The sequence below is a fragment of the Methylomonas sp. PHL2-19 genome (genome assembly GCF_059331595.1).
In genome coordinates this window covers 2,479,726-2,492,933 of sequence record NZ_CP196839.1, presented here as the reverse complement: position 1 = coordinate 2,492,933, position 13,208 = coordinate 2,479,726, and the positions used below count along the sequence as shown (strand labels likewise).

Below are 13,208 nucleotides of genomic sequence, written 5' to 3'. Positions count from 1 at the left end.
TACAGGTAATCAATACGCCTGCACCCCAAACCTCAACAACAACCTCGGCAAAATATCGTCTAAATTCAGCACGTCCTTGTCGGTCAGTTCAATCAGGTTGAAATTATATTTCTGGTAAATGGCGAGTTTTTCCTGTTTCCGGGCTTGGTATTTGGCGTCGTTTTCGTAGCCCCAGAATTCGATATAAACCTTGCCGGTGGGGATGTAAAAATCGCAGTACATTTCTTCTTCGATTGGCAGTTTGCGTTCGTAGGCGTGGACGATTTCCGCCATGTACAACCAATTGTCGATCAGCATTTCCGCCTTGGAGCGGACGAAGTGGCCGTCGGTAGTACGGTGGGTAGCTTCGAATTTGTGGCGGAAGCTGTCCATTTTGTCGGTGTCGGTCTTGGGTTTATCGACACCTTTCATGTTATCGACATTGTCTTTCAAGGCCCGGTTGCGGGTGATCTTTTCCGGCCAGCGCACGTAGGGAATACCGGAGCGGCTGTCTTCACCTTGCTCGGCACCCATCGCCAATCCTTGCTCGGTGACCAACCAGCCCTTCAAACCTTTTTTAATCCAGCCCAGTTCCGACAGGATGTAATTCATCTTGTTGGCGGACAGTTCAAAGTGTTGCCCCAGCACAGTGGCGGTTAGCAGCTTAGCCGCTTCCGGTTTGGCAGAGGCGGTTGGCAATTGGAAATCCTCGGGCCAGGCGACGTATTGGCCATATTTACCAGTCAGGTAGACACCGCCGGCCGCAGTGCCAGCGTCGGTTAACTGCCATTTATCTTCTTGTTTTTCGATTAGGCCCAGTGCAGTCAACTGCCCGAACATTTGCTCTTGAGACACGCCGCGCAATTTGGCCAGTTGGGTGGTGGATAGGCGTTTTTCTTCACTCATCTTTGTAGTTCTCTAGTTAGATCGGAACAAAGTTTAGACCATGCCCGGAGCCGCTCTTAAGCGGCGTTGACGGTTGATTTGACCTTGGCGGTCTGTAGATCGATAAATTGTTCGGTATGAGAGCAGGAAAACGCCGCGTTTTTACGGTAATGCGAGCAGCCCCAGAATTGGCCATGCGGTCCTTTGCGCAACACCATGGCGCCTTGGCAACGCGGGCAGATCGGTTCGACAAAGTCGCAACGGCGATTTTCACACACGCGAAAGCGGCCTTGGGTTTTCAAACCGCCGCCGCACCATTGACAAGCCCGTTGCGTGTGATTGCAGAGTGGATATTGGTTGCAGCCAAAAAAGCTGCCGTACTGGCTATCTCGGTGCACCATCCATCCGGTTTTGCACGCTGGACAAGGAATATCGGCGATCTGCTCTTGAAAGCCGGGTCCGGTAAATTCGTCGACCGTAACGGCATAGTCGCCGTCGATTAATTCCCTGACAAACGGCGACGGGTTCAGGCCGTTGGTGACTAAATAGACGTGATGCCTTGCCCGAGTCAGAGCCACGTAGAACAGGCGACGCTCTTCGGCATGCGCGAAGGCTTCGGCTTGAGGCAGCAACAATTCCAGCAATGGATGGGTGGCTTTTTCTGACGGAAAGCCGTGTTCGCCCTTCTCCAAGCCAAACACGATCACGTAATCGGCTTCTTTGCCTTTGGAGGCGTGTACAGTCATGAATTGCAGTGACAGATGGGGATAACGGCGCTTTAAGGCGGCGATATCGGGTCGTTTGAAATTGAAGCGCGCTAATAGCAACACGCTGGCAGATGGTTTGGCCTTGCCGGCGACGGCGTCGAGTGCCGCCTGTATGCCCGTTAAATCCTGATCGGTTTTGATGAGGGATACGGCAGCCTGCTCGACAAGCCGCAGGCTACGAATCTGTTTGTCGATCTGGCTGGGGTTTTTGATGACGAAACGTGACGCCACTTCACCGATTTTGTTGTTGAAGCGAAAGGTTTGATCCAGCACGCTGGTTGCCGTGTCGCCGAAGTAGGCTTGAAAGTCTTTGGTCAGTGCGACATCGCTGCCGGTAAAACGGTATATGGATTGCCAGTCGTCGCCAACGCCAAATAAGCTGGCCTCCGGTTGCTGCGCCATCAAGGCTTTCAGTAAGCGTGCCCGGCTGGCGGAAATATCCTGAAACTCGTCCACCAGCAAATATCGGTACGGCGATGAAAAGCGTCCGGTTTCGACGTATTCGATTGCACGGCCTATCATGTCGTCAAAATCGATGGTGGCGTTGTCGCGCAGCCGTTGCTGGTAGGCTTGGTAGATGGGTTCAAATAAATGCGCGGCGGCGCGCATGCGTTCCTGGTCTTCATGCTTGTCCGCCTTTTCGACCAGTTGTTTGATGCTGAGGTAAGCGGCTTTGAACAGGCTGAGGATTTGCGCCATCAGTTTGCTGAACTCCGATACACGGCCCAGCTGATTCAGTTGGTCGAGTAACTCGTTTTGCGGCAAGGGTTTGAACCGAACCCCGGCAGCCAGTAATTTTTCGCTCAATACCTCCGTCAATCGCCCTTGTTGTTTCAGGTAGCTATAGGTTTCGATCAGCGGAGTTTGATATTTTTCATGCAAAGCCCGCTTCCAAGCCATGCCGGCCAGGTAGGTTGTTTGGTCGATAAAGGGTGGCGTTTGATTAAACTCGTTGACCGCAAAATGTTCGATATAAATGCCGTAAGCCGGTAGGAAAAAATCCGGTTGGTAGACACGGTAGTCCGGGCCGGAGGTATTGACCTGATAATTGGCTTCGTATTGGTAGGCAATGCCTTGTCGATACAAGAAATTGGCAATCTCGCATTCCTCGTAGCTTTTGACGAGTTCGCCTTGCAGCGTACGAATATCGTTTTCGAGGATGTACGCGTTGTAGGCACCCAGAGTCTTGAAATTGAATTGGCTTTTGTAGGGATAGGCAAAGCGTAGAAAATAGGTCAACAGCCGCGAGCGATAGCGTTCATCGTCCAGCAGGCTTTGAATTTGACTATCGACAAACGCAGCTCGCAAGGTATCGTCTTCGGCCATTTTGTCGATGGTTGGCCTGGTACCTTCAACCTGGCTAATGATGTCTAAACCCAGGCTATGAAATGTTTTCACTGTCAGGTTTTGAATCCCTAATTTCGACCGGATGCGCTCGCCCATTTCTTCGGCAGCTTTGCGGGCATACGCCAGCATCAAAATCTGTTCGGGTTTTGCCAGACCGACTTTGATCAAATAACCGGCGCGGCCGATCATGGTACTGGTCTTACCGGTACCCGCGCCGGCCAGTACCAGGTTGTGCTGCTCGTCGATGATGCAAGCCTTCCGTTGCGCCTCGGTCAGCGGATTGGTTTCGACCTGATCAAAAAAATGCCTGAACAGCTGGGCTTGTTGATCGATAAACGCTTGATTGAAACGGGTGATCTGCTCATCCATGTTGTCTATTAACGGACGAACATGCTGATAGTCTTGATGCAACTCGCTCGGCAAATACTGTAAACCATCAGGACGCTTCAGGCCCGCCGCTAACGTAGCATGGCGTTTAATCCAATGAGCCGCCAAGGCACGGCGAATATAATGCTGGCCGGAAAAGATCAATCTGGCTTCTTGGGCTGCTTGTATCAAGGCAGGGGCAAACTCTTGGTAGAAACGCTGGATGCGTTGATTGACGTGGTGTTTCATCGATACTTGTAACAATGCCGACTGCTTTTTATCGACGCCGCCAAAGCGTAAGGTCTGGCCATCTATTTGAGAAATCACCAACGTATTCCAAAACCAACCGGATTCGACGCCAATAGCGGGCTGAATACTCAGTACGTGGTGTTTATGTTTCTTTTGAAACTTATCCGTCAATACCAGCGTTTCTTGATCGAGAGCAAAGGCGTGAAAGCGGCGATCGTTAGCAAACCACTTGGCCCATTGACTCAGTTGGTAATGTGGTAAGTGGTTAGGCGTTGGCGTCTGCATATATCCTTAATTTATTTAAATCCGCTTGCCGAGTCAGCACTACCAAGTAATGAGAGTGGCCAAAAAGACGAAACTAGCATTTTTAAGCCGGTGAAAGCAAAGTAAAAACAGACGCAAACGGATTTAGACCGTCTATTTTGATAGCGATTTTACTCATCTCCGGCATCCGTAATCGGTTTGGTAGTACACAGTGGCTTGGGCGGCTGCCCTGGTTTGTCGGTCCATTCCCAAATCACACATAACGCCAACCAATAGGCATGGGCGGTTTTTGGCGCCAGGTCGCGGTGGGCTTTCCAGAAGGCAATGACATGGCGTTTGCCGATTTCGTGCAGGTTATGCGGCCGTTCAGTCTGTTCAATAAATTCCACGAACTTGATCATCCGTCCGACCTGCAAGCGGCGATGGACTTTGGAACCCTGGCGGACATAGTGGTGGGCCAGAGCGTGGATCTGTTTAACCAATATAGACACGCACCACCTCCAGACGCTCGTGGCCCAGTTCCTGTGAAAGGATGCTTCGGGCGCGGTGATCCAGTGTTTCGGCGGTGGCTTCGTCAATGTGAAGCTGCATTGCCATGTAGGCATGCCAGGCCGATTTTGCAGTATCGGTGTTGATCGGTGCCGGGACGCCGGTTAATGCTTGGTAACGCTGCTGGGCATAATGATGGCGCTGGCCGTGAAAATGAAAGTGCTGTTGTTGTGCTTGACGATAGCAATGGTCGCGAAAATCGACATAGCGCAGATTGGCGGGAATCATCGAGGGTCCGTCCTGCAAGTTGGCTGCTTTTTTCAATGCCACCAAGGCTTCTGCTGAGACCGGCACCTGGCGCCGTTTGCCGCCTTTGGTGCCGCTAAAAACTGTGATGCGGCATTCCCGTTGTGCCTGGCGCCAGGCTTTTTGTGCATCCAGTAAGGCCGATTCCTTGAAACGCAAACCTAATGTCCGTTGCAGATTCAGCAACACGGTAATGTGTTCATCGTCGACGCTGGTTTGCAACTGGTCGTGCTGCGCCTGCGGCATAGCCTTGCTGGTTGCCGGAATGTAGCGCCTTTTAGGGATGCCGCAATCCCGGGTCGGACTGACCGTTAGCCATTGGCCTTGCGTTGCCGACTTCATGATGCTGTTGACTGCCGAGACATAGAGTTGGGCGGTCGAGGCTTTCAATTCATGACGTTCCACCCGTGCTTTCAATGCCTGGCCATAGGCCATCGCATGGTCGCGAGTAATGTCCTGCATGCGTTTGATGCCTTGAGTTTGTTCCAACCATTTGGCAAACACCGACCAGCGCTCGGCGAGTGTGCCGCGCGTAGAAAAGGCCTTGCCCGATTGATGGGCGCAGGTTTTTCCGGCTCGGGTCAGGTTGCGACTGCCCAGGCCGAGATTGCGGCCGCGCTTTCGACTCGCCGACAATGGTTTTGGCGCTTGTTTATCAAAAGGACTGACACACGCGCATAGGTCAGTCTGGTTTACTTGGTATTTGTCAGGTCGATCGATTGACATGGTTAACCTCCGATAAAAGTGGACAACTGACTCCCTTGTCCAAAGCGGACTGGCACTGATTTCATGGGCAATGCCATGCGCATCAGCAGTCGGCTTTGAACAAGGGAGCCGGGGCGGCCTTGGTAAAACAGGTTTTTCTTTCGTCATGAGCGGGGGACCCCGGCTCCAACCCCACTTCGGTATACAAGGCCAAACTCATGACGATGAGTGTTGACGCACGGGTTGCCTACCCGGCGGAGGTGTATACCCAGTGTGAGCTGCGCGGCTTATGACTCGCTGCGCGGGCGAGTAATTTTTGTCGGTCGGTAACGAACTCGGGGTGCTGGCCAGACGCATTCAGCGTCCACTTGCGACGCTAAACTCGGCCCCTTACACGTTCGAGACAGACTGACCCGGCAAAACCCGGGACGGTTACGCAGGTATCCGGTTGATTTACTTGATGGAAATGCTTGAATCCCGTTCTGTTTCTGTTTTTTAGAAACGGCGAAACAGCGGGATTGGGCTTTTACCTGAGAGCGTTTTTTTGAACGACCGGGTATGACATGGAAGGGAATCCGGATCGAATCCACATGACTGAGCCAACTGCTTCGCCGGCAAAAGCGTCCGCCGGTGGCACAGGTCGATCAGAAAACGGGAGGTCGGGATTCTTTAGAGAGGTTCAACCGCCTTACTCTGGCGGGCAGGCAGTCGCCTGACGCCGATCCAGATGGGGACGATTGATATAAAACCATAGCGAACGATTGCCACCACTGAATTGGTCAAACGACCTTTCAGTATCCATTTTGCGGAACCGGTGTTCCAGACAAAATTTCTGCGCGTCTGCACACGCGCAACGGCAACACCACCTTTCGAAACTATACTCGCGCGGTCTAATGGTTTGCGCCATCAAGGCGCTTTTGATTAATCAGCGATCGGCAGACGATCATTGATGAATTTTAAAATTGCTTCACTATCGACAACGACCACGCCTTTCATCAAGGCGCATTTTCCCTGCCGACCCAGATAGAGCGTTTTCAACGCCCCATCTGCACCAAAAATAAATTTAAGCGTGGACGCATGACCCTAAGGCCCAACGGACACAGTACATCCAACGGCGTTCCTCTGCCATCCCACTAGGGACTATATAGCTGGGACGTCTTCGCTTTTTATACTGCCGAAGCGCAGTCTATGAAAATTTCGTCCCGAAAAGTTCTACGTGCGGAGCTATTTTGTGGCTGAAATTAAGCCGCTGTCAAATGATTTTTTCATTTTATTTCAATTGTTTATGAGGCGAATTCCGGCTGGACAGCGTTGGATTTTACTGGACATTTCAGCAGTAACGACAAGGATGATTTTCGGGTGATTCGCCCGTGAAAATTGAGGCGGCACCAAGATCGGTTAATTCGATTTCGAAGAAAACACAGACTTTCTCAACCTAGATAAGGTTTATAGAAATCTCCACGAGTAATACCGGTATTACTTGGTATTAAAGAGACATATCCTCTGCAGCCCAAGCCAGATTTGGCGGTAACACCGGTAATACCAGTAATCTCACTTCACTATAAGTTCAACAGTTATTGCGCTCGGGTTTGCCCAGAGAGGCACTACAGTCTGTCGTGATGTTTAAACAGGTCTTTTATAGATCATAAAATGCTATATTAGTGATCGATATAATCATTTTGTATTAATCATGATCTGGAATTGGCAACTGGCGGATTGGCCGCACTTCACCTATAAAGCGTCGCAGCTGGACGATTTTGAAAAGCGCTTATTGCTTGGCGCCGGCGTATCATTCGGCGCGGTGAAGCATTTATCCGAAGACGACAGACGGCAGTTGACTATCGAGCTGATCAGCAATGAAGCCCTAAAAACGTCAGCTATTGAAGGTGAATATCTGAACCGGGACAGCCTGCAATCTTCGATTTGCCGCCAATTCGGTTTAATCACGGATCATCGAAAAGTCCCGCCGGCCGAGCAAGGCATCGCGGAAGTTATGGTCGATCTGTACCAGCATTTTGCTACCCCACTAACTCATGAGCAGTTGTATAGCTGGCACACTTGGATTACGGCCGGTCGCAGCGACTTAAAGGATGTCGGTTTTTATCGAACACACGACGACCCAATGCAAATTGTCTCAGGTCCCATTTATGCGCCAAAGGTCCATTTCGAAGCGCCGCCGTCCTGCCAGATGATGACGGAAATGGATCTGTTCATTGATTGGTTTAATCGCACGGCACCCGACGGAAAAACGCCCTTGCCAGCTTTACAGCGCGCCGGGATTGCTCATCTCTATTTCGTTAGCATCCACCCGTTCGAGGACGGCAACGGTCGCATCGGTCGGGCAATTGCCGAAAAGGCTTTAGCCCAATGCCTGGGGCAACCGACATTAATCGCTCTGGCATTTACCATCGAACGCCACCGCAATGCGTACTACAACGCTTTGGAACTGGCTAACAAGCAGATCGACGTAACTGACTGGCTGGCTTATTTCGCCGAATTGGTGATGGCCGCTCAGGAATACACCCATCAATGGATCGATTTCTTGATTCAAAAAACCAAGCTCTATGACCGCGTACGCGGGCAACTGAATGAGCGTGAGGAAAAAGCCTTGGCCAGAATGTTTCGAGAAGGTCCGGATGGCTTCACTGGCGGATTGAGTGCGGACAAATATCGCAGCATCACCGGGGCGCCTTCAGCAACGGCCACTCGCGATCTGCAGGATCTGGTCGCCAAGGGAGCATTGATTAGAACGGGCGAACGAAAACATACACGCTACTATTTGAATTTAACCGAGCCATTGCCTTAAATTTTAATAAGCCTGTTCGCAATACCTGGCCCAATCGGCCATAAGCTGCGATCGCTTTTCCATCAAATCCCCTCGGCGATACGCCGCCTCCGCCTGATTTTTAATTGTGTGAGCTAAAGCCATTTCAACTACTTCATTGGGATAATGGGTTGTTTCAGCGGCCCAATCCCTAAAGCTAGATCGAAATCCATGAACCGTCAGTTCCGGGAGGCCCATGCGTTTTAATAGTTGCAGCATGGCCATATTCGACAAACCTCTTTTTAATCCAGGAAACACAAATTCATTAGTTTTGAGTGAGCTCATCTCCTGAACGATAGCCATTGCGCGAGGAGACAAGGGCACTCGATGAGGTTTCTTTGCTTTCATCCGTTCGAAGGGAATTGTCCACGTCTGACTGATAACATCTATTTCATCCCAAGTTGCGCCGATGGATTCATTAGTTCGGGCGGCGGTAAGGATCGTAAATTCAAGACATCGCGCGGCTACACCCTGTTGATTTTTTAGCTTTACAATAAATTCCGTTATATCCGTGTAAGACAATGCAGCGTGATGCTCGACATTTTGAACTTTGGATGGTTTAGGTAATATCTTGTCAAGATGACCACGCCATCGAGCCGGATTTTCACCTTCTCGATATTTGCTTACAGTCGCCCAATCCAGCACCGTCTCGATGCGACCTCGTAATCTGCTGGCCGTTTCATTTTTGGACGTCCAGATTCCTTCAAGACATTTAACAACCAGTGCCGTATCGATTTCCGTGACCGGTAGTTTGCCAATGGTTGGATATGCGTACTGTTCTAGGGTATTGGACCATTGCTGAGCATGCTTAGGATTTTTCCAACCATGGCGATTTATCTCAATGTAAGCGGCGGCACATTCTGCAAATGTCATTGACTTGGCGACCGACAAGTGAAGCTCGCGTTCAATTTTCCGTTTTTCCACCAAAGGATTCAGACCTTGCTTGAGCAGCTTTCGGTATTCAGCTGCTTGCTCTCTGGCTGCTTCCAGCGAAATATCGCCAAAACTACCCAGACCTATCTCGGTAGCCTTTTTATTCCTGACAAATTTGAAAATCCAGCTTTTTGAAAGTGTCGGACTAACCTGTAGGTAAAGACCACCACCATCACTGTGATATCCGGGAGTTTTGATAGTCACAACCTTGCGTGCATTCAGCTTATTCAAAATCCGACTCATAAATCCTACCCTACTTCCTACCCTACTTTCGGCATTGGATTTGAGTATATTTTATAGAACCAAGCTGGACAATAAATTTGTAACTTATCGTTTTTTAACAAGAATTTAGGACAACAAAAAACCATATCGGACTTTTGTTAGGCGGACTAGCTCTCCGCCATTATTACTTAAAACCTTGATAAATCAAGATTTTTTCAAGCAGAAAGCCTCAATTGACGACGTTTTTCACAAAACAATGTCACAATTGAGGCTTTTTTATGGGTAAAATTCCTTACCTGTTCAGACGTAAAAATGTCTTTTACTTCCGCCTAATCATCCCAACCGAGCATCAAAGTTAGCTCGATTTCAAACAAATTACGGTTAGCCTTCGAACTCAAGACAAAGAACAGGCAATCCCACACTCGTTAAAACTCGCTTCACACTTCAAAACATTCCTACAAGAACTTAAAGCAGGCAAGGCGTCTAAAATCAGCCGGCCTGAGCTGATAGCAAGCGTTAGCAATATCCAACAACAAACCACAGTTGAGACTGCTACGCCTTTCAAATGTCTTTTAGCAGCTGATTACGCTCGGATGCTTCTATCAGACTCTTGAAGCTTTCGACCGCGTCGATCAGCAGCGGCTGCTGATTTCTTTCCGGCAATTGGTTTTGCCCGCATTGCTCCAGTGCGTTGATCACAAAGCTGATGGTCAGGATATGAATGTCTACAGCCGGCAGATAGACCTCGTCGCTACCATCAGGTTCTTTCAGTTCGGCCAGCAGGTGGCTAAGCAGTAATTTCGCCAGCACTTCCTGAATGATCGCTATAGGTATGGCCAGCTTGCCGGCGATGTCGGCTGCGCTTAAGGGAGTCTGCAACTGGCTAAAGTTTTTGACTATCAAATGCATGACTTGTAAAGCCACCAGTTTTTTCAGCGCAAAGCTTAAATGTGCAAAGCGATTATTGTTTCGATAGGTTTGGTAGTTTTGGGTAAAAAACGCCATCTCGCAACCGAATAAAACGATCATCCAGCAGCTTTGCAGCCAAACCACAAACAAGGGTAGCGCCGCAAAACTGCCGTAAATGGCGTTATAACTCGACACGCCGATCTGCAAGCTTAAATACGCCCATTGCAACAAATGATAACTAACGCCCGTCACTACACCGGCGATAATGCCGGCGCGAACGTGTATTTTATGATTAGGCATAAAAATAAACGTAAAGGAAAACAAGGCAATCATCAGCAGCACCGGCGACAAACTCAGCGCTTTGACCACCAGCCAGCTGGCAAACGCCGGCAATTGCATGACGGTAATAAACCAAGTGATTTGCGTACTAACAAAGACGGTGATGCTGCTGGCGGCGATCAGCAACACCGGCGCCAACAACATCAGCGACAAATAGTCACTAAATTTGCGGCCCAACGACCGGCTCTTGCCGATTTTCCAGATGTAGTTGAAAGACTCTTCGATATTGCCTATCAAGCTGATCACGGTCCAAAACAGTACGACAATCCCTATCCCGGCCACCACTTCGCCCTTAGCGCTTTCCAGCAGGTTTTTGGCAAAACCGATTAGCTGCACCACCAACGTATCTCGCTCCGGCATGCGCTGCAACAGTTCTTGCTCCAGCATGCTTTCAAAGCCAAAGCCCTTGGCAATCCCGAACAACATGGCGATGACCGGTACTATCGACAAAATGCTGTACAAGGTTAAAGCGGAGGCACGTAGCTGACAAAGATCCAAACCGAAACTTTGCCAGGACAAAATAACGATTTTTAAATACTTGATCAGTTTTTCTTGAACATAAGGCAGATCTTGCTCGTGCAACAACCAAATATCGTCTCGGACAAATGTTACTAATTTGTGGTGCATGGCTGGACTTGGCGGGTGGCGGTAACTGGGAAGATAGAATCCGTTCTCCGCTGACAGTATAAATTGAAAAAGCCAAGTTGATGGCTATACATCTTCTACCGCAACAGGTTCGCCCCAGGCATTAGGCTTATGCAGACTTATTGCACATCGAACTGTAGATTCGCCAGCCTAGCATAGAGTCCGCTTTGTTTGCGCAAATCCTCGGGCGATCCGGTTTCGACGATGCATCCTTGATCCAACACCACGATGCGGCTGACCTTTTTCACGGTGGCCAAACGGTGCGCGATAATCAGGGTGGTACGACCCTGCATGGCGGCATTTAAACCCCGTTGCACCAACACTTCCGATTCTGCATCCAGCGCGCTGGTCGCCTCGTCCAGCAACAACAGCGGTGCGTTTTTCAGAATGGCCCGAGCGATGGCGATGCGCTGTCTTTGCCCACCGGATAAACGTGTACCGCGCTCGCCGAGAAAAGTTTGGTAACCATCCGGCAAGCGATCGATGAACTCCGCTACTTGCGCCAATTGCCCGGCCGCGATAACTTCCTCATCGCTGACTTCGGGCCGGCCGTAACGAATATTTTCCAGCGCGGTGGTCGAGAAAATCACAGCATCCTGCGGCACAATGGCAATTTTGCCGCGCAGTTCCTGTAAGGATAGGTGACGAATATCCTGACCGTTAAGGCGAATGGTACCGTGCGTTACATCGTAAAAACGCAACAGCAATTGAAACAACGTAGTCTTGCCGGCGCCGGACGGACCGATAAAAGCGACGCTCTCCCCTGCCGATATACTTAAATCGATTCTATCCAGCGCGGCGGTTTGCAAGCGCGACGGGTAACTGAAGCTGACTTGCTGAAATTCAATCGCCGCTTTATCGCCATTTACCAAAGGCTGAGGTGTGGCAGCATCAATGATTGCCGGTTGGGCATATAGCAGTTCCAGCAAGCGCTCGGTTGCGCCGGTCGCCCGCATCACGTCACCCCATACTTCCGCTATGGTGCTGACCCCGCCGGACACCAGCGTGGCATATAGCACGAAAGAAGCCAGTTGCCCGCCGGTCATAACACCCGCGTTGACCTGGTTGGCACCTATCCACAATACGAAAATAATGGAACCCATCACGGCCGTGATGACAACAACCGTTAACGCGGAACGAAACCGGCTGCGACGGACAGCTGTCATAAAACTGATTTCGGCGCGCTCGCTAAAGCGTTTCGCTTCGCGGCGCTCCTGGTTATAGGCTTGGACGATAGGCACCGCATTGAGAATTTCGCCAGCCAGCGCAGAAGCATCGGCGATCTTATCCTGCGACTCCCGCGACAGCTTTTTTACTTTCCGGCCCATTGCCAAAATCGGCAAGGTCAGCAAGATCATTAAGCCCAATATCAATGAGAACAGATGCAGACTAGTCACCGCCAACATAATCATGCCGCCGATAAACTGGAATACGCTGCGTAAGCCCATGGAAATCGAACTGCCCACCACAGTCTGAATCAGCGTGGTATCGCCGGTCAGTCGTGACAAAACTTCCCCGGTTTGCAAGGTTTCGAAAAACTGCGGAGACTGCGCCAAAACCCGTTCGTAAACCGCGCTGCGCAAATCCGCGGTCACCCGTTCGCCAACCCAACTGACCGTGTAATAACGCGCGGCTATCGTCACCGCCCACAGGCAGGCTAAGGCAAATAGCGCCAGAAAATGTCCATCAATACTCAGCGCGCCTAACAACCCACCCTGCTCTGCCTGTCGCTGCCCAAATCCAAAATCAATCAGATCGCGGAACGCCAAAGGTACTAACAGAATCGTCGCCGAGCCGAGACACAATAGGCAAAAGGCTACCAGCATTCTAGCGCGATAGGGACGGATAAACGGCCATAACGCCTTTAAGGTCGATATTTTTCGGGTGGGATCGGTTTGCTTAGAACGGGAGAAAGGCATATCAATACCTCGTGGAGAACCTTGGTGCGAAAATGCATCGCTTAAAAATAAAAAACCCGC

At 50.3% G+C, this 13,208-nt stretch carries 8 protein-coding genes; 1 reads left to right on the top strand and 7 read right to left on the bottom strand.

Annotation, left to right across the window (positions count from 1 at the left end; all coding sequences use genetic code 11):
- Positions 1-9: 9 nt before the first annotated feature.
- From ACR02O_RS11570 to ACR02O_RS11555, 4 genes are all read right to left on the bottom strand, one after another.
- Entirely contained in the window at positions 10-885 is an 876-nt protein-coding gene (locus tag ACR02O_RS11570; protein WP_494523427.1) for a glycerol kinase, read from the bottom strand.
- 56 nt (positions 886-941) lie between these two features.
- Complete coding sequence (locus tag ACR02O_RS11565) at positions 942-3,878, bottom strand: UvrD-helicase domain-containing protein (RefSeq protein ID WP_494523426.1); 2,937 nt, start codon at positions 3,876-3,878, stop codon at positions 942-944.
- Positions 3,879-4,027: 149 nt separating this feature from the next.
- Positions 4,028-4,348, bottom strand: coding sequence for a hypothetical protein (locus ACR02O_RS11560; protein WP_494523425.1), 321 nt, complete (start codon positions 4,346-4,348; stop codon positions 4,028-4,030).
- Positions 4,332-5,378 (bottom strand): integrase domain-containing protein, encoded by a 1,047-nt coding sequence (locus tag ACR02O_RS11555; protein WP_494523424.1) that lies wholly within the window; start codon positions 5,376-5,378, stop codon positions 4,332-4,334. The genes ACR02O_RS11560 and ACR02O_RS11555 overlap by 17 nt, the downstream gene beginning before the upstream one ends.
- A gap of 1,669 nt (positions 5,379-7,047) precedes the next feature.
- Between ACR02O_RS11555 and ACR02O_RS11550 the strand changes: the two genes are divergently transcribed.
- Complete coding sequence (locus tag ACR02O_RS11550; RefSeq protein WP_494523423.1) at positions 7,048-8,163, top strand: Fic family protein; 1,116 nt, start codon at positions 7,048-7,050, stop codon at positions 8,161-8,163.
- A gap of 3 nt (positions 8,164-8,166) precedes the next feature.
- Here the strand turns inward: ACR02O_RS11550 and ACR02O_RS11545 are convergent, their stop codons facing one another.
- The 3 genes from ACR02O_RS11545 to ACR02O_RS11535 form a co-directional block, all read right to left on the bottom strand.
- Positions 8,167-9,345 (bottom strand): tyrosine-type recombinase/integrase, encoded by a 1,179-nt coding sequence (locus tag ACR02O_RS11545; protein ID WP_494523422.1) that lies wholly within the window; start codon positions 9,343-9,345, stop codon positions 8,167-8,169.
- Between the two features lie 552 nt (positions 9,346-9,897).
- Positions 9,898-11,211, bottom strand: coding sequence for a YihY/virulence factor BrkB family protein (locus ACR02O_RS11540; RefSeq protein ID WP_458137204.1), 1,314 nt, complete (start codon positions 11,209-11,211; stop codon positions 9,898-9,900).
- A gap of 137 nt (positions 11,212-11,348) precedes the next feature.
- Positions 11,349-13,148 (bottom strand): ABC transporter transmembrane domain-containing protein, encoded by a 1,800-nt coding sequence (locus ACR02O_RS11535; protein ID WP_494523421.1) that lies wholly within the window; start codon positions 13,146-13,148, stop codon positions 11,349-11,351.
- Positions 13,149-13,208: the final 60 nt, after the last annotated feature.